The 25,273-nt window shown below is 41.5% G+C and carries 30 protein-coding genes; 16 read left to right on the top strand and 14 right to left on the bottom strand.

Annotation, left to right across the window (positions count from 1 at the left end; translation table 11 throughout):
• Positions 1–8 precede the first annotated feature (8 nt).
• The 5 genes from folP to OFO00_RS03795 are packed head-to-tail and all read right to left on the bottom strand — an operon-like array spanning position 9 to position 3,961.
• Positions 9–1,145, bottom strand: a complete 1,137-nt coding sequence (gene folP / locus OFO00_RS03815; protein WP_270864936.1) for a dihydropteroate synthase — start codon at positions 1,143–1,145, stop codon at positions 9–11.
• On the bottom strand, positions 1,145–1,762 hold the full coding sequence (locus tag OFO00_RS03810; RefSeq protein WP_270861888.1) for a DNA polymerase III subunit delta': 618 nt from the start codon (positions 1,760–1,762) through the stop codon (positions 1,145–1,147). Before OFO00_RS03810 ends, folP begins: the two co-directional genes overlap by 1 nt.
• Positions 1,759–2,292 (bottom strand): HobA family DNA replication regulator, encoded by a 534-nt coding sequence (locus OFO00_RS03805; RefSeq protein WP_270861889.1) that lies wholly within the window; start codon positions 2,290–2,292, stop codon positions 1,759–1,761. The genes OFO00_RS03810 and OFO00_RS03805 overlap by 4 nt, the downstream gene beginning before the upstream one ends.
• Complete coding sequence (locus OFO00_RS03800; RefSeq protein WP_270861890.1) at positions 2,292–3,497, bottom strand: aspartate kinase; 1,206 nt, start codon at positions 3,495–3,497, stop codon at positions 2,292–2,294. The genes OFO00_RS03805 and OFO00_RS03800 overlap by 1 nt, the downstream gene beginning before the upstream one ends.
• Positions 3,497–3,961, bottom strand: a complete 465-nt coding sequence (locus OFO00_RS03795; RefSeq protein ID WP_270859098.1) for an RNA pyrophosphohydrolase — start codon at positions 3,959–3,961, stop codon at positions 3,497–3,499. The genes OFO00_RS03800 and OFO00_RS03795 overlap by 1 nt, the downstream gene beginning before the upstream one ends.
• Before the next feature lie 113 nt (positions 3,962–4,074).
• On the opposite strand from OFO00_RS03795, the gene hemW reads away from it, so the two are divergent.
• Genes hemW through OFO00_RS03770 form a run of 5 tightly spaced genes read left to right on the top strand, consistent with a single transcriptional unit; the run spans position 4,075 to position 8,542 of the window.
• Positions 4,075–5,133 (top strand): radical SAM family heme chaperone HemW, encoded by a 1,059-nt coding sequence (gene hemW / locus OFO00_RS03790; RefSeq protein ID WP_270864935.1) that lies wholly within the window; start codon positions 4,075–4,077, stop codon positions 5,131–5,133.
• Between the two features lie 57 nt (positions 5,134–5,190).
• Positions 5,191–5,691, top strand: coding sequence for a Sec-independent protein translocase protein TatB (tatB, locus tag OFO00_RS03785; protein WP_270864934.1), 501 nt, complete (start codon positions 5,191–5,193; stop codon positions 5,689–5,691).
• Between the two features lie 3 nt (positions 5,692–5,694).
• Positions 5,695–6,480: a twin-arginine translocase subunit TatC gene (gene tatC / locus OFO00_RS03780; protein ID WP_270864933.1), complete on the top strand. Its 786-nt coding sequence runs from the start codon at positions 5,695–5,697 to the stop codon at positions 6,478–6,480.
• Positions 6,480–7,496, top strand: coding sequence for a tRNA preQ1(34) S-adenosylmethionine ribosyltransferase-isomerase QueA (gene queA / locus OFO00_RS03775; protein WP_270864932.1), 1,017 nt, complete (start codon positions 6,480–6,482; stop codon positions 7,494–7,496). Before tatC ends, queA begins: the two co-directional genes overlap by 1 nt.
• On the top strand, positions 7,493–8,542 hold the full coding sequence (locus OFO00_RS03770) for a hypothetical protein (protein ID WP_270864931.1): 1,050 nt from the start codon (positions 7,493–7,495) through the stop codon (positions 8,540–8,542). Before queA ends, OFO00_RS03770 begins: the two co-directional genes overlap by 4 nt.
• A 46-nt stretch (positions 8,543–8,588) precedes the next feature.
• Here OFO00_RS03770 and rpsR read toward each other — a convergent pair whose 3' ends face one another.
• The 6 genes from rpsR to OFO00_RS03740 all read right to left on the bottom strand — a co-directional run bounded on the left by rpsR (position 8,589) and on the right by OFO00_RS03740 (position 13,681).
• On the bottom strand, positions 8,589–8,849 hold the full coding sequence (gene rpsR, locus OFO00_RS03765) for a 30S ribosomal protein S18 (RefSeq protein WP_270859103.1): 261 nt from the start codon (positions 8,847–8,849) through the stop codon (positions 8,589–8,591).
• Between the two features lie 13 nt (positions 8,850–8,862).
• Positions 8,863–9,450, bottom strand: coding sequence for a single-stranded DNA-binding protein (locus OFO00_RS03760; protein WP_270864930.1), 588 nt, complete (start codon positions 9,448–9,450; stop codon positions 8,863–8,865).
• Positions 9,451–9,461: 11 nt separating this feature from the next.
• A complete protein-coding gene (gene rpsF / locus OFO00_RS03755) occupies positions 9,462–9,869 on the bottom strand; it encodes a 30S ribosomal protein S6 (RefSeq protein ID WP_270859105.1) in 408 nt (135 codons plus the stop codon).
• A gap of 109 nt (positions 9,870–9,978) precedes the next feature.
• The gene (locus tag OFO00_RS03750; RefSeq protein ID WP_270864929.1) at positions 9,979–10,962 is read right to left on the bottom strand and encodes a hypothetical protein; all 984 of its coding nucleotides are present in this window, start codon (positions 10,960–10,962) and stop codon (positions 9,979–9,981) included.
• On the bottom strand, positions 10,962–12,884 hold the full coding sequence (locus OFO00_RS03745; RefSeq protein ID WP_270864928.1) for an RNB domain-containing ribonuclease: 1,923 nt from the start codon (positions 12,882–12,884) through the stop codon (positions 10,962–10,964). Before OFO00_RS03745 ends, OFO00_RS03750 begins: the two co-directional genes overlap by 1 nt.
• Positions 12,881–13,681, bottom strand: coding sequence for a hypothetical protein (locus OFO00_RS03740; protein ID WP_270864927.1), 801 nt, complete (start codon positions 13,679–13,681; stop codon positions 12,881–12,883). Before OFO00_RS03740 ends, OFO00_RS03745 begins: the two co-directional genes overlap by 4 nt.
• Before the next feature lie 108 nt (positions 13,682–13,789).
• Here OFO00_RS03740 and ilvC point away from each other — a divergent pair, with 108 nt between their 5' ends.
• Genes ilvC through proC form a run of 7 tightly spaced genes read left to right on the top strand, consistent with a single transcriptional unit; the run spans position 13,790 to position 20,280 of the window.
• Positions 13,790–14,812 carry a ketol-acid reductoisomerase gene (ilvC, locus tag OFO00_RS03735; protein WP_270859109.1) on the top strand — a complete coding sequence of 341 codons (1,023 nt, stop codon included), beginning with the start codon at positions 13,790–13,792 and terminating at the stop codon, positions 14,810–14,812.
• A 2-nt stretch (positions 14,813–14,814) separates the two neighbouring features.
• Complete coding sequence (locus OFO00_RS03730; RefSeq protein ID WP_270864926.1) at positions 14,815–15,906, top strand: divergent polysaccharide deacetylase family protein; 1,092 nt, start codon at positions 14,815–14,817, stop codon at positions 15,904–15,906.
• Positions 15,890–16,681, top strand: a complete 792-nt coding sequence (locus OFO00_RS03725) for a DNA-processing protein DprA (protein ID WP_270864925.1) — start codon at positions 15,890–15,892, stop codon at positions 16,679–16,681. Before OFO00_RS03730 ends, OFO00_RS03725 begins: the two co-directional genes overlap by 17 nt.
• A 19-nt stretch (positions 16,682–16,700) precedes the next feature.
• Positions 16,701–17,093 carry a Holliday junction resolvase RuvX gene (ruvX, locus tag OFO00_RS03720; protein WP_270864924.1) on the top strand — a complete coding sequence of 131 codons (393 nt, stop codon included), beginning with the start codon at positions 16,701–16,703 and terminating at the stop codon, positions 17,091–17,093.
• A gap of 36 nt (positions 17,094–17,129) precedes the next feature.
• Positions 17,130–18,248: a glutamate 5-kinase gene (proB, locus tag OFO00_RS03715; RefSeq protein WP_270861904.1), complete on the top strand. Its 1,119-nt coding sequence runs from the start codon at positions 17,130–17,132 to the stop codon at positions 18,246–18,248.
• Positions 18,249–19,496 (top strand): glutamate-5-semialdehyde dehydrogenase, encoded by a 1,248-nt coding sequence (locus tag OFO00_RS03710; RefSeq protein WP_270865048.1) that lies wholly within the window; start codon positions 18,249–18,251, stop codon positions 19,494–19,496.
• 10 nt (positions 19,497–19,506) lie between these two features.
• Entirely contained in the window at positions 19,507–20,280 is a 774-nt protein-coding gene (gene proC, locus OFO00_RS03705; RefSeq protein WP_270864923.1) for a pyrroline-5-carboxylate reductase, read from the top strand.
• 140 nt (positions 20,281–20,420) lie between these two features.
• On the opposite strand, the gene rpsO is transcribed toward proC, so the two are convergent.
• The gene (gene rpsO / locus OFO00_RS03700) at positions 20,421–20,693 is read right to left on the bottom strand and encodes a 30S ribosomal protein S15 (RefSeq protein WP_270858995.1); all 273 of its coding nucleotides are present in this window, start codon (positions 20,691–20,693) and stop codon (positions 20,421–20,423) included.
• Between the two features lie 108 nt (positions 20,694–20,801).
• Between rpsO and OFO00_RS03695 the strand changes: the two genes are divergently transcribed.
• Genes OFO00_RS03695 through OFO00_RS03680 form a run of 4 tightly spaced genes read left to right on the top strand, consistent with a single transcriptional unit; the run spans position 20,802 to position 23,592 of the window.
• Entirely contained in the window at positions 20,802–21,218 is a 417-nt protein-coding gene (locus OFO00_RS03695) for an Rrf2 family transcriptional regulator (RefSeq protein ID WP_270858996.1), read from the top strand.
• Positions 21,218–22,264: a DHH family phosphoesterase gene (locus OFO00_RS03690; protein WP_270864922.1), complete on the top strand. Its 1,047-nt coding sequence runs from the start codon at positions 21,218–21,220 to the stop codon at positions 22,262–22,264. The genes OFO00_RS03695 and OFO00_RS03690 overlap by 1 nt, the downstream gene beginning before the upstream one ends.
• Positions 22,254–22,487 carry a hypothetical protein gene (locus tag OFO00_RS03685; protein WP_270864921.1) on the top strand — a complete coding sequence of 78 codons (234 nt, stop codon included), beginning with the start codon at positions 22,254–22,256 and terminating at the stop codon, positions 22,485–22,487. Before OFO00_RS03690 ends, OFO00_RS03685 begins: the two co-directional genes overlap by 11 nt.
• Before the next feature lie 31 nt (positions 22,488–22,518).
• Positions 22,519–23,592, top strand: coding sequence for a TRAP transporter substrate-binding protein (locus tag OFO00_RS03680; protein WP_270864920.1), 1,074 nt, complete (start codon positions 22,519–22,521; stop codon positions 23,590–23,592).
• A gap of 32 nt (positions 23,593–23,624) precedes the next feature.
• Here OFO00_RS03680 and OFO00_RS03675 read toward each other — a convergent pair whose 3' ends face one another.
• Entirely contained in the window at positions 23,625–23,801 is a 177-nt protein-coding gene (locus OFO00_RS03675; RefSeq protein WP_270864919.1) for a YgaP family membrane protein, read from the bottom strand.
• Between the two features lie 554 nt (positions 23,802–24,355).
• Positions 24,356–25,264 (bottom strand): helix-turn-helix transcriptional regulator, encoded by a 909-nt coding sequence (locus OFO00_RS03670; RefSeq protein ID WP_270864918.1) that lies wholly within the window; start codon positions 25,262–25,264, stop codon positions 24,356–24,358.
• Positions 25,265–25,273 lie beyond the last annotated feature (9 nt).

Genomic DNA, 25,273 nt, shown 5'->3' with positions numbered 1-25,273 from the left:
AGCCATTTTCACAACAAAATTTTATCATAAGCCGATTTTAAATCCAGCATTTGCCTGTGTTCTTTCACATCATGCACCCTGATGATACTTGCGCCATTTTGGACTGCTAGCAAATGCAAATACAAAGACCCAGACAATCTCTCTTCCACGCTTGATTTGTGGTAAAAATCAATCACGCTTTTTCTGCTAGCCCCCACCAAAAGCGGTTTTCCATGGTGCAAAAAATGCTCTAAATTTTTGATTAAAATCAAATTTTGCTCAGCCGTTTTGCCAAAGCCAATCCCCACATCCAAAATCACATCTTCCACGCCAAGCTGGACGATTTGCGCCAAATTTCGCGCGAAAAACTCATCAATTTCGCCTAGCAAATCATCGTAATGTGGCGAGTTTTGCATATTTTGGGGCGAATTTTGCATGTGCATTAGGCAGTATTTCGCGCCGTAATTTTTGATAACACTGATTAAATTTAAATTTGCGCTAATGTCGTTTATAAGGCTAAATCCGTGATCTAGCGCGAAACGGGCGCAGTATTTATCAAAGCTATCAAGGCTAAATTTGACCTTTTTGTGTAAATTTTGCCTATAAATTTCGCTTATTACGCCATTTATGCGCGCAAACTCTTCTTCCCCGCCACAATACACGCTCCCAGGACGCGAGCTAACCCCGCCAATGTCGATATAATCGGCTCCATCTTCAATCATCTTTTCAATTTTTGTGATTGCTTCGTTTAAATTTTGGGTGCGAGAAGCGGGATTGAAACTATCGAAATTTAGATTTAAAACCCCCATAATCTCGCAAATTTTGGGTTTTTTGAAATTTTGCCCCAAAAACTGCGCCAAATTTTTTAGCCCAAAATCCTGCGCTTTTTCTTTTTTTGAGAGAATTTCAACCTGCTTATCGTTTGCAATCAAAAGCGCGTCTGAGTTTGCTCCGCCTGTGATCACATGCTCAGCCGTTACGAGCTCTGCGCCTATGCTAAGGGCATCTTGCTTTAAGATATTTGCCGCAGGGGTGCGTAAATCTTTGATATAAAAAAAGTTCAAATTTGATTTTTTGCGCATGATTTTCGCACCCTCTTTTGTGCAATTAATGCGCGCGCAAAGCGCCATAAAATCGGCACTATTTGAAATTTTAAAAATTTTCATTATTTGCCTTTGATTATCAAAAATAGCGGTGGCAATACAGCGTGGGATTTGGCGTTGTGTTCGACGAGATAGACGAGCTTATTTATGTGTTCTAGCTCGGCTTGGCTAAATTTAATCCCTGCTTCGAAGCACTCGATGACAAGTTGCATGACAAGCGATTTTAGGGCAAATTTATCGAGTGAGCCGACGCGTTCTTTGTTTATGCACTCGTTAATAAACGCATCAATCTGCCTCAAATCTATTTTTCGCAAATTTAGCCCCGTGCGCTCGCGCTTTTTCTCGCCAAGCAAATTTTGCACCATTAGCCTAGATCTAATCGTCGGCAGTAGCAGTGTAATCGAGGGCGCAACGAGGAAAAATATGGTATTGCGCGGTGGCTCTTCTAGGATTTTTAAAAGCGCGTTTTGCGCCTCATCGCGAAATTTAACCGCGCTAATTACGATGATTTTGTTTTCTACCTCGGCGATATAGGCTTCGTCGATTATCTTTCTAGCTTCGTCGATTTTGAGCTCATCGCTTTCGAAAAAGCGCAAATTTTTAGGGGAAAATTCAGATAGAATTTTTGCTTTAAAACCAGCATAATCGTTCGTTATAAAAATTTGATTAATGAGTTTCAAAGCACAACTTCACCAAAAAGCACCGCGTCGATACTTTTGTTTAAAATTTTAAAGAGTTGAAGCAGTTTGATATCTAGGCTCTCATCATTTTCGCTTAGCTGAAAGCTGTTTGGCAATGCCTCGTCGATGAGCCACAAATAGCTATCCTCGTGGCTTTTGGCTATTTTGGCGTAAGTGTGATCGCCCCTGCCTATGTAAAAATAAATGAAGCCGTTGCTAAATGAGAGCGAGAGCATATCATTTAGCAAAGCGACCTGTTCTTGGGAGGTAATCTCTTGGTTATAAAGCGATGAAAACTCGAAAAATGGCAGAAGCGGTCTGGTGTTTTTGCTATCGTTTATCTTGCTGACGATATATTCACCAAACCACCTTCTCTCATCATCGCACATCACCACAAACGAATACCCGCTATATAGCAGACGCATTTTTGTCGCTAATAGCGGTATCCAGTGCTCTTTGCGATTTTCGAGCCACTCCATATCTCGCTCGTTTTGCAGAGTTTTAGCGCTCCAAGTGTATAAATCTTGCATTATTTATCCAAATTATATGCTTTATGCAAGGCTCTAACTGCTAGCTCGCCGTATTTTTCAGCCACAATCATCGAAATTTTAATCTCGCTAGTTGAGATCATTTGGATATTGATACCCTCAGCTGCTAGTGTGCGAAACGCTAGCGAAGCGATACCGCTGTGGCTTTTCATACCCACACCCACGATTGAGACCTTTACGACCTCATTATCGCTTTCGATTACGCATTTTGGATTAGAAATTACTGAGCGCATGATTTCTAGGGCTGGTTCCATTTCGTTTTGTGGGATCGTAAAGCCTAAATTTGTCGCTCCGTCAATGCCGATATTTTGGACTATCATATCTACATTTATCTCTTTTTGCGCCAAAGATGAAAAAATCTCAGCCGCAACGCCCGGTCTATCATCTACGCCTCTGATTGTGATTCTTGCTTGATTTCTATCTAATGCTATTCCGCTGATTACTGCGTCTTCCATATTTTCTTCTCCTGTTATTAGTGTTCCTTGGTTGTTATTAAAACTACTTCTAGTTACCAAATTTACTTTAAGCTTTTTGGCTAACTCCACGCTACGATTTTGCAAAACCTTAGCCCCCATGCTAGCAAGCTCTAACATCTCTTCATAGCTGATTTTATCGAGTTTTTTAGCCTTTGGCTCGATGCGTGGATCGGTCGTATATACTCCATCGACATCTGTGTAGATTTCGCATGTATCAGCATTTATCGCCCCAGCTATCGCCACAGCAGATAGATCGCTTCCACCTCTGCCAAGAGTAGTGATATCGCCCTCTTCGGTAATGCCCTGAAATCCCGCTACTACGACGATTTTGCCCTCTTTTATGGCTTTATTCATATTAGTCGGATCGATAAAGCTAATGCGAGCTTTGGTGTGCATTGTATCGGTTACGATACCAGCCTGTCTGCCAGAAAACGCCACCGCAGGGTAGCCTTTTGCATTTAGCGCAAGGGCTAAAAGCGCGCTAGTAACCCTCTCACCAGCACTTAGCATCATATCCATTTCGCGAGTGTTTAGATCTTTTGTAAAATACTCTCCATACTCGACCAATCTATTTGTAACGCCACTCATCGCAGATACAACTACGACTAAATCATGGCCTTCGTTTTTAGTCTTTATCACGCGCTCGACAACCGCTTCTATGCGCTCTAATGTGCCTACGCTAGTGCCACCGTATTTTTGAACTATAAGCATTAAAGGTATCCCTCCTCTTTAAAATATTTTAAAACAAGCGCATAAATCGGCTTTTTGAAGTGATTTACATGCTTTAAAACTTGATTTGCATTTACAAATTTAAAATCATCAAATTCAGGCTTATGCGTTTTGATATCAAGCCCTTTTAGGCTTTTTAATCTTAGTAAAAAATACTTTTGCATTTGCCCGTCCCATGGGCGCATTTTTTGCGCCACAGCCTCCGGAAAATCGTAGCTGTGCCACTGCGGACACTCGGCTATGATATCAACATCATCTGTGCCTATCTCTTCTTTTAACTCGCGTAAAATCGCCATTTTTGGCGTCTCGCCCTTGTCGATACCGCCTTGGGGAAACTGCCAAGCCCCGCGTATATCACTGCGCTGGGCGATAAGCACATCACAACTAAACGGATACGAAGGCGCAAGCACGATAGCTGCGACATTTGGTCTGTAATTTTTCTCCATATTAGCTCTTTGAAAAAAATTTGCAAAATATTAGCGAAAATAGGTATAAATTTGGCTAAAATTCAAAGAATTTTTGCTAAATTTCGCCCTTTAAATTTGGCTAGGAAGAAATTTTGCATATTTATATTCATATCCCGTTTTGCACCTCAAAGTGCCCGTATTGCGCGTTTGGCTCACGCATGGACGCATTTAAATTAGCTAAAAACTACTTTGACGCGCTGGATTTCGAAATTTCAAATTTCATTAAAAAAAATAAAAATTTCAAAATTTCAACCCTTTTTATCGGCGGCGGCACGCCAAGTGTGGTATCGGCGCAGTATTATGAAAAGATTTTTGAAAAACTCTCGCCAAATTTCGCCCAAAACGCCGAGATTACAACCGAGGCAAACCCCAATTCTGCCAAGCCCAAATGGATAGAGCAAATGCGAAAATTTGGCGTAAATCGCATAAGTTTTGGCGCACAAAGTTTCAATGATGAAAAACTCAAATTTCTAGGTCGCGCACACGGAAAAAATGAAATTTTCGAAGCCGTGGATAACGCCAAAAACGCGGGAATTTCAAATATAAATTTGGATTTAATTTACGCTAGCAAATTTGATGATAAGCAAAATTTAGAATTTGAGCTTGCGCAGTTTGCGCGCGCAGGGGTTTCGCATCTAAGCGCATACGCCCTTACATTGGAGCCTGGCACGCCATTTTTTGGGCGCGCAGAGTTTGCCAAAGATGATGAAAATTTGGCTAAATTTTTCTTTAAAAAAGCTAGCGAGCTAGGCTTTACGCAATACGAAATTTCAAATTTCGCCAAAAATGGCAAGCTTTGCGCGCACAATGTGGCGTATTGGAGTGGCGAGGATTACGCTGGATTTGGCGCGCACGCTGTGGGCACGAGCGGATTTGTGCGATACAGCGGCGCAGGTAGTATCGAGGAATACATACAAAATCCGCTTGCAAAAAGCGTGGAAAATTTAAGCTTAGAGGATAAAATTTTGGAGAAAATTTTCCTTGGATTTCGCTCGTTTTTGGGCGTGAGGGGCGAAATTTTGCGCGAAAGAGAGCTTAAAAACGCCCAAATTTTAAGCGCAGAGGGCAAGCTGGATTTCAAAAACAGCGTTTTTTACAATCCAAATTTCTTACTAGCCGACGAAATCGCCCTATTTGTGAGCGAGCATTAAATTTAATATTAATGAAGTTTTAGCTAAAATACGCAATCTTTTTGTTTAGGAATTTTAATGTTTGGTATCAGTTTCCCTGAAATTACGATAATTTTAATCGTCGCAGTCATCGCCCTAGGCCCTGAAAAGCTCCCTAGCGCGCTAGTTGAGATTGCAAAATACTTCAAAGTCATCAAAAAATCAATCAACGACGCAAAGGCCACTTTCGACCAAGAAGTCCGCATAGCCGAACTCAAAGAGGACGCCAAAAAATACAAAGAAAGCATTAGCAAAACCACAGAAACCATGCGCAAAAAGCTTACCTTCGAGGAGCTTGACGAGATAAAAAGCGGGCTAAATTCGGTCAAAGATACGCTAAATGCGGGTCTTAGCGATATAGAAAGCTCTGTTAATACCACGCTAAATGAAGCGGAAAATTCGCTAAATTCTAAGCAAAATTCTACGCAAAATTTAGCGCAAAATTCTACGCCAAATTCGGCGCAAGAGCAACCGCACCCGCAACCAGAAGCGCACCCGCAGGCGCAAAATTCAAATCCAACACAAAATTCAAAAGAGTAAAATATGTTCGAAGAGTTAAAACCACACCTTGCCGAGCTTCGCAAACGCCTAGTTATCTGCGTAATCACGGTAATTCTTATGTTTGTCGTATGCTTTAATTATTGGGAAATAATCTTAGATTTTATGAAAGCTCCGCTCGTCAAAGTCCTTCCAGATGACGGCAAAGTCGTATTCACCCAACTTGGCGAAACCTTTTTTACAGCGATGAAGGTTTCGTTTTTTACCTCGCTTTTGCTCTCTATGCCGATAATTTTCTGGCAAGCGTGGCTTTTCGTCGCCCCAGGGCTATATGATAACGAAAAAAAATATGTAATTCCATTTGTGCTAAGCGCTAGTGTGATGTTTTTTTTAGGGGCTGCGTTTTGTTATTATTTCGTAATTCCAGTAGCTTTTAACTTTTTGATAAATTTCGGTGGCGAGGCCTACTCTGCAATGCTTAAAATCGGCGAATATGTCGGATTTTTCACAAAATTAGTTGTGGCTTTTGGCATTAGTTTTGAGCTTCCAGTAGTTACATTTTTCCTAGCCAAACTAGGGCTTATCACAAACAAAAGCTTGACTAGTTTTTTCCGCTTTGCGATTGTTATAATCTTCGTTTTTGCCGCGATTATGACACCGCCTGATATTTTGAGCCAATTCATGCTAGCTGGCCCGTTAATCGTGCTTTACGCCCTTTCAATCCTCATCGCAAAAATGGTAAATCCATACAAGGCAGGCGATGACGAGGACGAGGCAGACAAGGACGAAGAGAGCGAGAAAAGCGCACAAGGCGCAGTAAAAGAGGCGTAATGGATTTAAATTTAGTAGATAGCTATGATTACTACCTGCCGCCAAATTTAATCGCAAACGCCCCACTAATGCCAAAAGAGAGCGCAAGGCTTTTGGTTTATGAGAGAGAAAAAAATAAAATTTCACACCTTAAATTTGGCGATTTGGCTGAAATTTTACCACCTTGCGAGATTATCTTTAACGATACCAAGGTCATAAAAGCGCGAATTTTCGGGGCTAAATCAAGTGGTGGCAAGATTGAGCTTTTGCTAAATTCGCCGTTAAATGATAATAAATTTAGCGCATATATCAGAGGGCGAGTAAGCGTGGGTAGCGAGCTAGTTTTTGATAAAAATTTGCGCGCGCGGGTCGTAGAGTGCTGTGAAGACGGGCTTAGAGTGGTGGAGTTTAGCCGTGATAATCATGCGCTTGGCACGCACGAAATTTTCGCTCTCACCGATGAAATCGGCCATGTCCCGCTACCGCCATATATCAAGCGCGAAGACACCAAAGACGATGAGAGCTGGTATCAAAGCATTTTCGCGCGCGAGGCTGGGGCTGTGGCAGCTCCAACTGCGAGCCTGCATTTTAGCGAGGAAATGCTACGCGCGCTTAGAGCAAATCACGGGATTTACTATATTACCCTGCATGTGGGTGCTGGGACATTTAAGCCGGTTGAGGCAAGGGATTTAAGAGAGCATAAAATGCACTCCGAATTTTACAGCATTGCGCAAGATACGGCTGAGATTTTAAAAAGCGATAAAAAAATTTTAGGTGTAGGCACTACGGTTACTAGAACTGTGGAAAATTTCGCACGAAATGGCGCGAGATCTGGGGCTTGTGAGCTGTTTTTGCACCCAAATAATCCGCCTATTAGGCAAAATTATCTGCTTACAAATTTTCACTTACCAAAATCTACTTTAATTATGCTAGTTGCTAGCTTCATCGGCCTTGAAAAGACCCTTGAAATTTACCGCGAAGCAGTGGAGCAAAAGTATAGATTTTATTCTTATGGCGACGGGATGATAATACTATGATTAAAGATTACGCGTTACTTGGGATTTTAGGACTTTTGGCATTAGTTTTGGTGTATAGGATCGTATTTCGCAAGGCACTTAGGCGCAGAGCGTATAAGGGCGATATTTTCCCTAAAAAAGAGCCAGTCGAAATAAAACCTGTAAAAAAGAAAATTATCCCGATAAATCAAGTCGATATCTTAAAACCGCTTAAATTTCAAAGCGAAATTTTATTCGAAGAGTGCAGCAGATACGATAGCTCGGTCTTTATCAAATTCCCGCCAGACGCGCCACGCTATTATGATGGATATGTGATAAATCTCTCAAATGCGATTTACCATATCTGCCTATTTTTCTTGCAAAATGTCAAAGACCCTACCCTTATAAAAATCGTATTTTCCGTGCGAGATGATAAGCCAGGACTATCAAGGATGCAACTCTTAGTCGATATCAGCGTCAAAAAAGAGATCCGCACCACATATATCCACAACCTAAAAACTGCCCTCATAAGCGGTAAAGCCATAAACGACCCATACATTTCCAAAGCCAAACAAAGCATAGGCGATGTCGGCAAAATCGCGGAGCTAAGCAACGATAATGGCGGAACCCATATCAAATTGCACGCTCAGTGCTCGTATTTGGAGCAAGAAAACAGACTAAGGGCCAAAAAATACAATTATCAAATTTTAATCGCGCACAAAGATAAAGAAATTTTCGATGATTTGAAGGATTTTTTAGATAGCACAGGTTGTAATGTAGTGCCAAACAACACCTGGGAAAATCTCAAAACACACCTAGCAGACCGCATTTACAAGGCCGATATCGTGCTAATTGATAGCGAGATTTTGCGCACAGACTCAACTGCGATTGCTTATTTAAATTTAATCGACAAGGAAGAGGCACATTTCGTATTTTTGCGCAAAAATGCAAATTCGCAAAAAGCATTAAATGATTTGAAATTTAACTTTTTCAAGCTGGATATGCCGTATTTTCACGATGAAATTTACGCTATTTTGGATCTAGTAAAACAGCTAAAAATAGACAAAGACTTTTTGAAAGTAGAGTAAAAAAGAGAAAAAAAATAGGCTAGGAAAAATCCTAGCCTAAGAAAAATTATAGATTTTCAAATGGATTTGTAACGACTTCGTTGTGATCTACGACATAAGGGATAAGAGCTGCTTGGCGAGCGCGTTTGATTGCTTTTTCAACCATCTCTTGATATTTTTTGCTAGTGCCAGTTAGGCGTCTTGGCATGATTTTAAAACGCTCTGAAAGGCAATATTTTAGTAACCCTGTGTCTTTGTAATCGATAAATTCGATTTTAGCCTCTGTAAATCTGCAATATTTTCTGCTATATTTTCTTTTTTCTGCCATTGTTTTTCCTTAATTAAAATGGAATTGTATCGTTGCCTTCGTCATATTTGTCCGAATCAACATCATATTCTGGAATTTGGCTCTCATAGCTCTCTTTTTTCGGTGCTTCATAGTGATTTTGTGCGGTTTGGTTCGCGCCATATCCGCCAGAGCTTTGGCGATTTGGGTTAGAGTAGTTTGAGTGTTGATTGTATCCGCCACCATAACTATTACCGCTATTTGCTCCGTAATTTCCACTATTTGCGCCGTAGCTATTGTTTCCGCCATTTCCACCTTGTGGAGCACTTAGCATTTCCATAGACTCTACCACTACGCTGTGTTTTGAGCGGTTTTGACCATTTTGGTCTTGCCATTGATCGAGCTTCAAACGCCCCTCAACTAGCACTTTTGAGCCTTTTCTTAAATATTGATTTGCGATTTCTGCTGTGCGTCCCCAAAAATCAATGTCAATAAAGCAAGTCTCTTCGCGTTTTTCGCCATTTCCGCCATTAAATTTACGAGTTACAGCAATGCCAGTTTTACCGATTGCGGTGCCAGTTTGTAAATATCTAAGCTCAATATCGCGAGTTAAATTTCCAACCAAAACTACTTTATTAAACATCTAAAATCCTTTTATTCAGCGGTTTGCTCTGCTTGTTCTTTTGCCTCAGGTGCTACGCGTGGTTCGCGCTCTTTTTTAGCTGGGCTAAGTTTAATGCCTTTGCTTAATTTTTCCCATGCCAAAACCTCGCGTTTTGTCTCGTATTTCACAGTCAAAAATCTAATGATATCCTCTGTGATACGCAAATTTCTAACTAGCTCAGCGATCAAGCTTGGCTCGGCAGTAAAGTAAATGACAAAATAAACACCGCGCTCATATTTATCGATTTTATAGGCAAGTTTGCGTGCGCCCATTTCGATGACAGAAGCGATATTTCCGCCATTTTTTGTAATGATTTCTTTAACGAAATCAACTTTTGTTTTTACTTCATCATCAGTCAGCGTAGGCTTGACAATGAATAAAACCTCGTAATTTCTCATAAATTCTCCTTATGGATTTTTAGCTCGCAAATGTAATCTGCGGGCAAGGATTTTGCAAAAAATGCAACCTGTATATTACAAAATTTTGACTTAATCTTTGCTTTTTAGCCTAGTTTTTCTTTGATAAAATTCTTTGCAATTCCAAAAGTGAGGCGAGCAAATACTCATCTTTGATTAAATTTTTCTCGCTTTTTAGCGCAAATTCGAGTTTATTTAAATGGATAAAAATTTTGCGAAATAAATTTTCATTTAAACTTTGAGCGTATGTTTTTAGCTTGTTTGCGATATTTGGCGGCGGAGTGTATCCGAAAATCACCTTAAAATCGGAATTATTCGCGGTTTTTATCGAGATATGAAGCCTAAAAATTCTATGCAAAAATCTGTAAAATTGATTTATCAGCTCCATGTCGTTGTATCCGCCATTTTGCGCCAATCTATAAAAATCCTTACGAAAATCGCTAAGGGTGAAAATTTTATCGAAAAGCTCCTCGTAGCTTATCTCGCTTAGCCCATAGACCATATCATTTACATTTTCCAAATTTAGCTCAATCCCCAAATTTGCGAATTTTTCAATCTCGGCTGCGCTTAAATTTAGGTTTTCGTTGTGAATTTGATAAATTCTATTTAGCGCGGCGCTGTTTGCGAAAATCCCCACCATTTCGCACTTTTGCGCTAGCAATCCCATGGCTTCCTTCATACTGCTTGGGCGGAAAAACCTCACCTCATTTCCGCCAAACTCCCGCACAAAATCGCTACTTGCCGCACCCTCGCTCTCGTTTAATTCATAGATTAAATGGTTGTTTTCGTCGTTTTTACAATACTCAATCAAACGGCGAATTTCATCTTTTTTTATGCAAGAGTTTGTTTTTATATGAAGCGTGTTGCTCTCGCCAAAAAGTGATGGCTCCAAAAAGCTCTTTGCCACGCTAAATTCATACTCGCCAAAATACAAACTCATAAAATTTTCGGCATTATAAATTTGTTTGAGCTTCCACGCATAAAGCTCGTTTTGAAAGTCATCTACGCCTCGAAGCAAGATAAAATTCGCCACATTTCCAGAAGCAATCCTAGCGTCAAAATCTCTTTTATACATTATATTTTTTTCACCACTCTTCCCATAATCACGCCACTTGCGATATTTGCGTCTGTGATTTCGACCAAAACTGGCGTTAAAATATCGGCGGTAAAATTTGTAATAAAAATTTTCGCACCCTTAAATTTATCATCGAGTTTAGCAGTTACGACATTTGCATTTTCGTCGATATAGCAGCGAAATTTAGCCCCCAAATTCTCTCTCGCCCAGCGCGCAAATTTACGATCCATAAAGTCAAATGCGACCTTATCAGCCTCTCTTTCTAGCTCATTTAGCCTCTCGCAAGTCGCGTCTATGTTTAAAAGCAAGTAATTATAAAATTTCTCATCGCCCCTGCTTTGCGCCTTTAAAAGCCTGTGCAAAATCAGATCCGAATACCGCCTAATCGGACTTGTAAAATGAGTGTATGTATCAAAACCAAGCCCAAAATGGCCGCGCGAAATCGAGCCGTATTCGGCGCGTTTTTGCGCTTTGATTATGAGTTTATCTACCTCTTCTCGCATGCCAAGTGCATCAGCTTGGGCTTGGATTTCGCCTATCATTTTTGCCAAATTTGGCTTATAAATCGCATCTATTCCAAACAGCGCCAAATCGTCCAAAAGTGCGAAAATTTTCTTTAATTCAGCTGCGCCGTGATTGCGGAAAACGCCCGTTTCTATGCGCTTTGCGGCGGCTTTGTTGGCTAAGAGCATACAATCTTCTATTAGCTTGTGCGAGGGTGTATCGCTCTCAAATCTAGTCGATTTCAAAAGCCCCGCTTCATCGATACTCATGCGAAGTTCTTTTGTGCGAAAGTCAAATCCATGCTTTAATCTTTGCGCTCTAAGCCTTTCGCAAAGCTCATTTAGCGGGAGTAGCCAGTCTAGTATTTCGCTCTCGCAGCCACTTTTTGTGCGCAAAATCTCATCGACCTCATCGTAATTAAAACGCCTTTTTGATTTGATTATGCCTGAAAACAGCTCCTCACTAATCACACTCAAATTTTCATCAAGGCAAATTTTAAAAACAAATGCCAAGCGCGGTAAATTCGGCATTAGCGAGCAGATATTTTCGCTAAGCTCGCGCGGAAGCATTGGGACGGATTTATGCGGGAAATATATCGAAAACCCGCGCACCTTTGCCTCCTTGTCAATCGGCGAGTATTCGCTGACATACTCGCTCACATCGGCGATTGCGACATAGACTGTGCGATTTTTTTTATCATAATAAATCGCGTCGTCAAAGTCCTTGGCGTCGATTGGATCAATCGTGCAAAAGCTCAAATTTTGCAAATCCACGCGATCTGGGTAGAGCGTGGGATCGACCGACGAGCCAAAGCTAAGGGCTTGTTCCTTGCAGGCTTCGTTAAATTCGTCGTTTTTGTTATAAATCGCAAGCGAAATTTTCTCATCGACCCATGGATCATCTAAATTCCCTAAAACTTCGCAAATTTCATTGCTTAAATTATCAATTTTCAAAAGCGTGCCAGGCGGAAGCATTTTAAGCGATTTTTGCGTGGCTTTAAGCGGGTTTGCAAGACCAGTTTTGACATTTACGCCCAAAATTTCGCGCCCGAAATTCTTCGTATAAACCACGCTTGATGAAAAGGCAGGTTTTACGCACATTAGCACCTTTGCGTGAATTCTAGCCTTTTTTGAGTTTATGATTTTTGCTAGGATTATGTCGCCTAAATGCACGCCATTTAGGTATTTGTTTTCGATTATCAAATCTTTTTTGTATCTATCATCGTAGCTTTGCAAATACCCAGTCCCATCGCGCGCGATATCGAGCCTGCCAAAAACATAGCTATTATTTAGATAAATTTTGCCTTTGTGAGAGCTCAATGCGCCTAAATTTAGCAAATTTCGCACTAGCTCTTTTTGGTCAGAATTTAGATTTTTTTCCACCACTCCAAGGCTAAGCGAGCTTAAAAATTCCTTCATAATCCAGCCCTTATTTTAGCTTCGAAAAACGCCTCTTGCTCCAAGCCAAATTCCACTAGCAAATTTAGCGCATTATCGATACTGCGCTCATCGAAGCAGTGATAAATCCCCATTACGGTTTTGGCTACTTTTAGCATTTCGTATCGCCTCGCACTCTCAAATGGCGCTTCATCGATTAAATCAGAAAAATATATGTCTTTGGCGATTTTTTCTAGCCCAAAATGCTTAAACAAAACCTCCCCCACGCTCTCTCTACTCATACCGGTAAATCGCATTTCCACATCGGTGAAATCCTGCGGGAAAAGGCAGTTTTTGATATGCAGATAAAACTCGCTGTTTTTATCGTGCTTAGCGATATACTCGCTGATAAAAACCCTGCCAAAATCCATTAAAATCACGCTAGATAGGATATCTGGCGAAATCTCTGGGTAAAATTTAATCCACTCTTTCAAAAACAGATGTCGTTTTAATGAAATTTCATTAAATCTAGCGCGATTTGTCTTATAACACTCGAAATTTAGCTCAAATTTACCCTTAAAAATACTAAACAAAAATAGCGCCCTAACCCCCTCTCGTCCGTAAAATTTAAAGGCGTTTGGAAGGGTTTTTTCCATGCTAATTTGCGCAAAAGTGCTAAATGCGTAGTCTAGTATCCTACTCTCAAATTCTGGGTTATTCATAATCTGAAAAATAATCTCATCATCGCTACTAGCATTGTCAAATGAACTTAAAATTTTTAAAATTTTATCGTTAAATTTAGGCATTGAAGCGATTTTTTCGCTAATAAAGCTTTGCATATCTACATTTTCCGTTCATAAATTTTGCGTTTATAATATCACAAAAAAGCTACATAAAAGCATTTTTGCGCTAAAATCACGCAAATTTTTTTTTGAAAAGGATGGCTCATGGCAATTACTGTGTATTACGACAAAGACTGCGATTTAAATTTAATTCGCTCAAAAAAAGTGGCTATGATTGGCTTTGGATCGCAAGGTCACGCTCACGCTGAAAATTTACGCGATAGTGGCGTAGAAGTAGTGGTCGGATTAAAAAAAGGTGGCGCAAGCTGGAAAAAGGCCGAGGACAAGGGTTTTAAAGTATTAAGCGTAGCTGATGCGACAAAAGAGGCAGATGTCATAATGATACTAACCCCAGATGAATTTCAAGCCGAAATTTACAAAAACGAAATCGAGCCAAATTTAAAAGACGGCGCAGCAATCGCGTTTGCTCACGGATTTAATATCCACTTCGGACAAATCAAAGCTCCAAAAAACATAGATGTAATTATGATAGCACCAAAAGCCCCAGGACACACTGTGCGCAATGAATTTGTAAATGGTGGTGGAATCCCTGATCTAATCGCAGTAGAGCAAAATGCAAGTGGTAAGGCAAAAGAGATCGCTCTAAGCTATGCTAGCGCGATTGGTGGTGGCAGAAGCGGTATCATCGAGACTACATTTAAAGACGAAACCGAAACAGACCTATTTGGCGAACAAGCAGTTTTGTGCGGCGGTCTATGCTCGCTAATAAATGCTGGTTTTGAGACCCTAGTAGAGGCTGGATATGCCCCAGAAATGGCGTATTTCGAGTGCTTACACGAAATGAAACTAATCGTAGATTTGATCTATCAAGGCGGAATGGCTGATATGAGATACTCTATCTCAAACACAGCTGAATTTGGCGATTATGTCAGCGGGCCACGCGTCATCAACGAACAATCAAAAGCCGAAATGAAAAAAATCCTAAAAGAGATCCAAGACGGAACTTTTGCGAAAAACTTCATTTTAGAGCGCCAAGCTGGCTATGTCAAAATGAACGCAGAGCGCAATATGACCGCAAACGCGCTGATTACCAAGACAGGCGAGAGACTTCGTGGTATGATGCCATGGATCGCAAGCGGCAAAATCATCGACAAAGATAAAAACTAATCTTGGCTAAAAAACGCACCAAAGGGCGCAAAAACGCGCCCTTATTAAATTTCAATCCAAATTTCATAAAATACATTTTAATCGCAATTTTTTGCTTTACCTGCGCCGCTCTTTCGTATGCCGTGCTAAATAAATTTTTCAAAGACGAGCCAAAAATTGTGCTTAAACTCCCGCGCGATGAGAATAAAAGCGAAATTTCAAAACCCATAATTCAAAAAGATAAAAATTTAAGCGTGGCAAAACCTGCGCCCCAAATTTCGCCTGAGATAAAAGAGCAAAATTTAACCCAAATTTCAAAAACAAAAGAGGAAATTATAAAGGATGAATTAGCCAAAATCGCAGCCCAAAGTATAGGCGAAATCACGCCAAAATCGCAGGAAAAAACAGAGCCAAAAATTTCAGCCCCTAGCAATAAACCAGCCAAAACCCTGCCAAAAGGCTCAAAACCAAAACTAGCTATCATAATGGACGATATCTCCACAAGCGCGCAAATAACGCGTATCAAGGCTCTGCCGATAAAGGTTACGCCATCAATTTTCCCGCCAGCGAAAAATTACAAAAACACCCCGGCTCTGGCTAAGAATTTACAAAATTTCGCAATTCACCTGCCAATGGAGGCAGAGGTCTTCGCTCACGATGTAAAGGCGCTAAAAGTGGGCGATAGCTACAAAGAAATCGAAAATTTTCTAGCGCAAATCAGAGCTGATTTCCCGCACGCTAAATTTATCAACAACCACACAGGCTCGAAATTTACGGCGAATTCAGCCTCAATGCGAAATTTAATCAAAGCTATGCAAAAATACGATTTTTATTTCGTCGATTCTCGCACGAGCGCGCAGACCAAGGCACCCGACGAGCTTAAAAGGCAAAATTTGCGCTATGTTTATAGAGATGTTTTTATCGACAACACTGACGAGGTAAAAGCTGTGCGCCAAATGCTGCAAAAAGCCGTGCAAATCGCGCAGAAAAGGGGCTTTGCCATAGCTATCGGCCACCCCAAAAAATCCACCTTCACCGCACTAGCAAATAGCGCAGATATTTTAAACGGCGTCGAAGTCATCTATCTAGGCGAAATTTATGAATACTACAAATGAGCTAAATTTCAAAATCCCTGCCCTATCCAGACTGGGCAAAACAGAGCCTAAAACCCTGTATTACAAGGGAAATTTAGAGCTTTTGGATATGCCAAAAATCGCAATCGTAGGCTCTCGCAAAATGAGCATTTACACCAAAAATTTAATCACAAAATTAGCCCAAAAGCTAAGTGGCGCTGGTATTTGCGTGGTCTCAGGGGCTGCGATTGGCTGTGATATCGCAGCGCATGAGGGCGCATTTTCGCGCACGATTGCTGTTTTTGCAAACGGGCTAGATGAAATTTACCCCAAACAAAACGAGGATATGATACGCAAAATTTACAAGGACGCTCTTGCACTGAGCGAATACGAAGACGGCACGCCTGCGCGAAATTTTCAGTTTTTAGAGCGCAACCGCATAGTTGTAGCCCTCTGCCAGGCCCTAATCGTAGCCCAAGCCGAGCCAAAATCAGGCTCGCTTCAAAGCGCGCGTATCGCAAGAGAGCTTGGAATCCCTGTCTTTGTCCTGCCACACAGAATCGACGAGAGTATCGGCACCAACGAGCTTTTAGCCAAAAAAGACGCCACGCTAATTAGCGATTTGGATAAATTTGTGGCTAAATTTAGCGGAAGAGAAAAACCCAAAAATCTCTTTTCGCACAGCGATGAAATTTTGGATTTTGTCGCGCTAAATTCGAGCTTAGATGAAGCATTGATGAAATTTGGCGAGCGCATTTACGAATACGAATTAGAGGGAAAAATCATAATAGAAGCGACGAAAATTTCGCTTGCGTAACCAAAAAAAAGGATTAAATTTGATAGTAGCTTTCGATGTGGGACTTAAACGAATCGGCGTAGCAATCAGCCCAAATGGCGCACTAGCCCTTCCTAGCGAGCCTATTTTGCGCAAAAACCGCAACCAAGCCGCCAGGGAAGCTAGCGAGTTTTTGCGCACAAGAGGGGCGCAAAAACTCGTCGTTGGCCTTCCCAAAGGCGGTGCAAGCGAAGAAGAAATGGAGCGTCGCATAAAACATTTTGTCTCGCTTTTAGAATTTAATGGCGAAATTTGCTACCAAGATGAGAGCTTTTCTAGTGTCGAGGCGAAGGAATTCGCGCTAAAAAGCACGAAAAAAGGTGGTGTAAATGAGAAATTTGACAGCGTCGCAGCGATGATAATTTTAGAGCGATTTTTGGCGAAAAATGGCTAAATTTAGGTAAAATACCAAAATTTCAAAAGGCAAAAAATGAGAAAAAATCTACTAAAAAACACCAAACGAATCGTCATCAAAGTAGGCACCAGCACGCTAACTCATAGTGACGGCTCGCTAAATGAGGGCTTTATCAAATCGCTCGTGGCTCAAATTTGCGAACTCAAAAAACAAGGCTTTGGGGTCGTGCTCGTAACCTCTGGCGCGGTTGGGGCTGGTATGGGCATACTAAAAATCGAGCAAAAACCAAAAGAACTAAGCGCCAAACAAGCCCTAGCCGCCGTGGGACAGGTCGCTTTAATGCACCTGTATGAGAGGCTTTTTTGGGCACATGATGAGATTATCGCGCAACTTTTGCTGACGCGCATTGATTTTAGCGACCGCGCGCGCTACCTAAGTGCGCGAAATGTCGCTACCGCCCTGCTTTCGCAAGGCATTATCCCTATCATCAACGAAAACGATCCAGTCAGTGGCGATGAGCTTAAAATCGGCGATAACGACACGATGAGCGCGCTAGTAACTGGACTAATCGACGCTGATTTGCTCGTGCTTCTAAGCGATATCGACGGGCTTTATGATAAAAACCCTAGCACGAACCCTGACGCAAAACTAATAAAAATCGTAAATTTTATCGACGAAAACACCCTTAAAATGGCAGGCGATGTGGGGTCGAAATTTGGCACTGGGGGCATGGCAACAAAGCTTGGTGCCGCTAAAATGGCTAATAAAATCGGTGCAAATATGATAATCGCAAATGGAAAAGAGAGTAAAATTTTAGCCAAAATCATCGCCGGCGAGGAGGTCGGAACGATTTTTTGCAAAGAGGAAAAATCCATTAGTGCGAAAAAATACTGGCTCGCTTATGGTGCCAATGTGCGTGGCGCAATCAGCCTTGATGAGGGCGCATGCAAAGCCATAAAAAACGGCAAAAGCGTGCTAGGCGTGGGAATTGTGGGCGTGAGTGGCGAGTTTGAGCGGGGCGATGTCATCGAAATACTGGGCGCGGATTCACAGCGTATCGCGCGTGGTATCGCAAACTACTGCGCCTCTGAAATTTCGCTGATTATGGGGAAAAAATCGAGCGAATATGAGAAAATTTTACCTAGCGTGAGCGATGATTATATCGTGCATGCAAACAATATTGTCTTAGGATAGATTATGGAAATTTTAGAATTAGCAAAACGCGCAAAACGCGCAAGCAACGAGGTCGCAAAGCTAAGTAGCAAGCAAAAAAATCAAATTTTGCTTGGCGTGGCTGATGAGCTAATCGCTCAAAAAGAGCTTATCAAAGAGCAAAACCAAATCGACATAAAAAACGCGCGCGAGGCAGGTATCTCCGAGGCTCTCATTGATAGACTCACGCTAAATGATAGCAGGATTAGCGCAATGAGCGTGGCTTTAAAAGAGTTAGCCAATTTTCCTGATCCAATCGGGCAGATCGTGGGAGGCTGGCGACACCAAAACGGCATGAGTATCGCCAAAGTGCGTGTGCCTCTTGGCGTAATCGCTATGATTTATGAAAGCAGACCAAATGTCAGCATAGATGCCGCCGCACTCGCGCTAAAAGCGGGTAATGCGATAATCTTGCGAGGCTCAGCTAGCGCTCTTGCCTCAAACATCTGCCTAAGCGAAATTTTTTGCCGTGTGGGAGAGAAATTTGGCATGCCTAGCGGCGCAGTATCACTCATAAAATCCAAAGAGCGCGAAGATGTGCTAAAACTAATTCAGCTAAAAGAGTGGATCGATGTGCTAATCCCTCGTGGTGGCAAAAATCTCAAAGACTTCATCACGCAAAACGCGCAAATCCCAGTCATCATCACAGGGGCTGGCGTGTGCCATACCTTCGTCGATGAGAGCGCGAATTTAAGCAAAGCAGTAGAGATTATCAAAAATGCAAAAACCCAGCGCCCAAGTGTCTGCAACGCCCTAGAATGCTTAGTTTTGCACGAAAATATCGCAAAGCAAATTTTGCCGATTTTATTAAAGGAAATGAACGAAGTAGAATTTCGCCTAGACGAGAAAATTTACGCGAAATTTACAAATTTCGCAAACACCAAAAAAGCGGATTCTAGCGACTTTGGGACGGAATTTTTATCACTAATAATGGCTGTTAAAATCGTAAAAAACACCGCCGAAGCGATTGAGTTTATCAACGAAAATTCCAGCGCGCACTCAGAAGCGATTTTAAGCCAAAACTCAGCCAATATCGAAAAATTTCTAAACGAAATCAATAGCGCAGTCGTCTATGCCAACGCTTCGACCAGATTTAGCGACGGGGGCGAGTTTGGATTCGGTGGCGAGATCGGCATAAGCACACAAAAGCTTCACGCGCGCGGTCCAATGGGCGTGGAGGCACTCACTACCACGAAATACATCGTGCGTGGCGATGGACAAATCAGATAAGGAAAATGCGATGAAAATAGGATTTATAGGCGCAGGAAATATGGGCGCAGCGATGATAGAGGCGCTTGCGGGGGCGAAATTTGAAAAGGATAAAATTTGCGTTTATGGCAGAGAAAAAGGCGAGAAGCTCTGCGCAAAACTAGGCATAAAATCCGCTAAAAATGAGGCAGTGCTTGCAAATTTTGCCGATATTATTATTTTGGCAATCAAACCTGCCGTTTATGAGAGCGTCCTGGAAAAAATAAAATATAATTTGGAAAATAAAATTTTAATCTCGCTTGCGCCAAATTTCAGCGTCTCGCGCATTGGCGAGCTTTGCGGGGCGCAAAAAATCGTTCGCGCCATGCCAAATACTCCCGCTAAAATTTCGCTTGGAAATACTGCGCTGTGTTTTAGCGGAGTTAGCGAAGAGGAAAAAGCCAAAATCAGGGAAATTTTTAGCGCATTTGGGCAGACTTACGAGATTGACGAGAGCAAATTTGCGATTTTCACAGCCATTAGCGGAAGCTTGCCAGCGATGATTTTTAACCTAATCGAAGCCGCTAGCGACGGGGCTGTGCGCGGTGGTATAGCGCGCGAAATGGCGCACGATATCATCGCTAATGCCGTGCTTGGCTCAGCTAGCCTATGCGCTCGCACCAAAGCCCACCCGCGCGCACTCAAAGACGAGGTCTGCTCGCCGGGAGGCACCACCATAGAAATGGTCGCAACACTCGAAAAAATGGGCTTTGCCACCGCTATCATCGAAGCGATAAAAGCTTGCGAAGAAAAGGCAAAAGGCTAAATTTAGCTTTTTGCAAAATTTAGCCAAATTTACATTTTTACGAAATTTAGCTCATCGCTCAAAATTTTCAAAATTTAAAAGCATAAAAAAAGCGCATCTAGCGGAGCTAGACGCGCTTTAAGACAAAATAAAAACTGAAATTATTTATCTCTTAAACCAAGTTCTGCAACTAGTTTTGAATATGTAGCGTAATCTTTGTTTTTTAGATATTTCATCATTCTTTTTCTTTGACCTACGATTTTAAGTAGTCCAAGGCGAGATGAGAAATCTTTTGGATTTGCTTTGATATGATCTGTAAGATATGCAATTTTTGCAGAAAGTAGCGCGATTTGCACCTCTGCTGAACCTGTATCTTTCTCTTTTCTAGCGAATTTCGCAACTATTTGTGCTTTTTGAGCCGTGTCTAAAGCCATAATGACCTCCTGATCGGTGAAATAAAATAAGCGGTAATTATACTAAATTTACCTAAATTTTTGCTTTTTTTGGGTAAAATAGTCGGATTTATCAAAAAAGGAGAGAAAATGCTCTTTACAAAAGCGTCAGAATACGCCCTACTTGCGATGATTTGCATAGCTCAAAATCAAAATAGCGAATCTGTGGATGTCGATACGATATCTGAAAAACTTCAAATTTCACGCAGTTTTTTAGCCAAAATTTTGCAAAGCCTAGCTAGAAGCAAGCTTTTAAACTCATTTAAAGGCGCCAAAGGCGGATTTAGCCTAGCCAAAAAACCTAGCGAAATCACCCTACTTGAAATCATCACAAGTGCCGAAAAACGCAAAGCTTCGATTTTTGATTGCACACAAGAAGGCACCAAAGGTTGCCCAAACGGACGGGCTTTGTGTCGCGTAAATCTCATGTTTAACGAGCTTCAAGACAAAGTCGATGAGTATATGCAAAATGTCACCTTGCAAGACATTATCAAAAAAGAGCGTTAATGAAAATTTACCACCTAAGCCACACCGATTTAGACGGATACTCTGCCCAGCTCGTAGTCGCGCACTACCTTAGTGGCGTGGAGTTTTTTAACGCAAATTATGGCAAAGAAATAGTCGAAAAATTTGAGCAAATTTTGGGCAAAATCGATGAAAATTTGAAAACTAACCCAGACGCAAAATCACTTGTATTGATAACTGATCTAAATTTACTCCCCACTCAGTGCGAGAAATTTCAAACACAATTAGCGCAAAAAAACGCCAAAATTTTCTTGCTCGATCATCACCAAAGTGGCGCAGAGTGCGCGCAAAAATACCCTTGGTATCTGCTAGATAACTCTCGTTGCGCTACCAAAATCACCTATGATTTTTTCAGCGCGATTTTTGGCGAGGACGAAGAGCTAGCGAAATTTGTCAAAGTCGTAAATGCAGTCGATATCTGGCTAAAAGATGAGAGCGAGTTCGAGCTTGGCAAGGTTTGCCTTGGTATGGTCGCGGGCGCAAAAGAGATCAACAAAATTATGTTCGAAGAGCAAAGCAGAGAGTATATAAATTTTTTGCTAAATAAAATTTTTGAATTTCAAAATTTAAATGAGCCTCACATCGCCCTAGATGACGCACTTCACGCTATCAAAAAAAGCTTTTTTAATAGTGAGCGAAACGACACACTAAGCAACCTAATCTCGGATTATGTCGTAACTCTTCTTGGCGCGCAAAAAGAGAGATTTAGTATCGAATACGAGGGCTTTAAGGGTATTTTGACCTATAATATCGGCAATGTCAGCGTCATCGGAAATGACTTTTTGACGCGCAACCCTGATATGGACTTTTTCATTGATGTAACCTCGAAAAAAACGCTAAGTTTCCGTGCAAACGGCAAAGTCGATGTGAGCGCAATGGCGAAAAATCTACTTGGCGGTGGCGGACACGCGAACGCTAGTGGCGGGATTTTCATCGGCTTTAAGGACGCGAATTCATACGAAGCGATAAAGTCCCAAATCGAACAACTTATAAATTTAAAAACCCAAAAGGCAGACAATGAAATCTGAAAACGAAAATTTAAGCAACGATGATTTAATCTACGAGCTAAATATCACACTCGAAGCCATGCTAATCTACGCTGGCGTTAAGCGCGACAAACTCCAAGCCGCCGCGCAAGCCTATATCGAAAATATCGACGAAGTCCTGCAAAACTCAGACGCGCAGGGTGCAGACGAGCCAATCGCTGTGGTGGAGTTTTTGCGCGCAAACAAACCTGAATTATTTAATTAAAATTTTAAAAAATTTATTGAAGGGAGATTTTATGAAAAAATTTTTAGTTTTAGCATTTGTAATGCTTTTTTCGACACACGCTTTCGCAGCGGATAAAAAATACCGCTTGCGCCTAGCTAGCACCTGGGAGAGCACTATGCCAGTTCTGGGCGACGCGGCTAATGAGTTTAAAAAATACGCCGAAGAGCTAAGTGGCGGACGATTGGAAATCCGTATCGACACTCCGTCAAAGCACAAAGCCAGCTTTGGTGTTTTTGATTTCGTCAAAAGCGGTCAGTATGATTTAGGCTATACTTCGCTGTATTATTACAAAGGCAAGGACGCAAAGACCATGCTATGGACTGCCGTGCCGTTTGGTATGACCACTGATGAGCAACATGCGTGGTATTATTATGGTGGCGGAAAAGAGCTAAATGACAAAATGTTTAGCGCGTATGGCATGAAGACATTTCTAATGGGCTCAACCGGCATGCAAATGGGTGGTTGGTTCAAAAAAGAGATCAACTCGTTAGCTGATTTGCAAGGCATTAAATTTAGAATTCCGGGCTTTGGTGGCGAAGTAATGAGCAAACTAGGCGCTACGATAAACACTGTCCCAACTGGCGAGCTTTTTATGGCGCTAGAAATGGGCACAATCGACGCTGTGGAGTGGGTAAGCCCGGTGTATGATATGCCTCTTGGCTTCCACAAAGTGGCGAACTACTACTACACAGGCTGGCAAGAACCAGCTGGTGATTGCCAAATTTTAGTGAATTTAAAGGCTTTCGAGAAGCTTCCTGCTGATTTGCAAGCTATCATTGAAGCAGCAGCTCGTATGGCTGGCGAAAACTTCCAAAACAAGGGCTTTTATGAGAATTCTAAAATTTGGGCAGAGCTTAAAGCGCAGTTTCCAAATGTGCAAGTCCGCAATTTCCCAGCCGATGTAGTCGAGAAACTAAGAAGCGCGACAAATGAAATTTTAGATGAAGAAAGCGCGAAAGATCCGCTTTTCAAAGAGATTTTGGATAGCCAAAGGGCGTTTTTAAAAATCGGTCGCGAGTGGAACAAAATCAGCACAAACGCCTATATCAACAACACTTCAAGCGATTCAAATACTTCGAATTAATTTGTAGGGCAAGCTTGCCCTACTTTTAAATTTTAATTTTGTGGCAGTTTGCAACGATTCAAAAAATAGCACGCAGGACAAAATCCACTCACCCCCACGACAAACGGCACTAGCCCCACTGCGCCCCACCAGCTGTGATAAAACGCCCCGACTACCATGATTATCGCGCCGATTACTATGCGAATCATACGGGTTTTTATGCTTTGCATACTCTCTCCTTTTTTCTAAATTTTACGAATTTGGCGCGATTATAGCATTTTAAGAGCGCTCTCATAGTGATAAAATCACCGAAAATTTGTCAAATTTAGAAATTTTCGTGGCTAAATTTGACACAAAAGTGTCTGAAATTTTGAGTAAAATCCAATCGAAATTTAAAGGAAGACAACAAGATTAGTTTTGAACTTTTTAGACCGGCAGGTGCTCATTTTGGCACATTTAGTGTCAAGGACGAAGAAGAAGCTATAAAAATAATCAAAGATTTCAAAGTTGGCGATAAAAAAATTACTGATTATTCGCCATACTACGATGACAGTTTAAAAAAAAGAGTATCGGATTTAAAAACGATATAGAATTTGTAAAAGACACAATAATCGATGTGCAAGACAACGAGCGAAATTTGGAGAAAAAAATATCAAATTTAGAAGAGAAAATAGCGGTTTTAGAAAATATGATAAATGATTTAGAGCACAGACTAGATGGCATAAACGATAGGCTTGAAGCTAGTTATTTGTGATAATCGCACGATAAGCCAAAGTTTGCAAGACTAGCTTATCTCGCCTAGATACCCCGCGATTTGCGCCTTTATCTCATCATTTAGCCAGGCCGGTTCGACGACCTTGATATGTGGCAAAAACCGATAAATCAGTGGTTTGACCTCCATAGGATTGCTAAACCCAAACTCAATCTCGATCGAGCCGTCCTCGCACTCCCTTGTAAAATCACAGTTGATATATGGTTTGCGCCTAAAATACTTCGCGATCACTTCATCTATCCACAGCCTCGCCCTATACTTGTCTTCTAGCTCAAACCACACTGAGCGCGCCTGTTTTATGCGCTTTTGCACCTGTGCGGATGTTTTGAAAACCTCGGGCGTGATTTTTATATTTTCGATATCTTTGAAATGGAATTTCTTAAACCTATCCCCTTCGCCGCAATCGAACACAAACAAATACCAAAACCCCTCCAAAAACGCGATTTTTAGGGGTTTTGCTCTGAATTCATGCTTGCCGTAAGTGCAATTGATAATATTTTTGTTTTTTATCGCTTTTTGGACAAGGCTAAATTTTTCTATTGATTTTTTATCCAGCTTTTCGTTGCCAAAAAACGCCAAAATCTGCTCGTCCATGCCCCCAAGCAGGCCAGAAATCAGCTCGCTATTTTTGAAATAAAAATCAGAGGATATGTTTTCGCACAGACTTGCTATCAGGCTTAGCACCAGCCTCTCCTCGTCGCTTAAATCCTGCATTTGTGCGCTAGGGTCGTATTTCCAGCTCCACCCCTCTTTTACCACGCCATAATCCCTTAAAATCTCCATATCTCTACCTATCGTCTTTGCATTGACACCGAAAATTTGAGCTAATTCTTGCGTTTTTGCGGGGCGGGATTTGACGAATTCAAAAATTTGATTTAATCTTTTATTTTTTTTATTTTCCACTTGTTTTAGCGGTAGCATGAAAAATCC

The organism is Campylobacter sp. VBCF_04 NA7 (genome assembly GCF_027737405.1).
GTDB lineage: Bacteria > Campylobacterota > Campylobacteria > Campylobacterales > Campylobacteraceae > Campylobacter_B.
The sequence above is the reverse complement of the archived record's forward strand: the minus strand, read 5'-3'. Positions and strand labels throughout refer to the sequence as shown.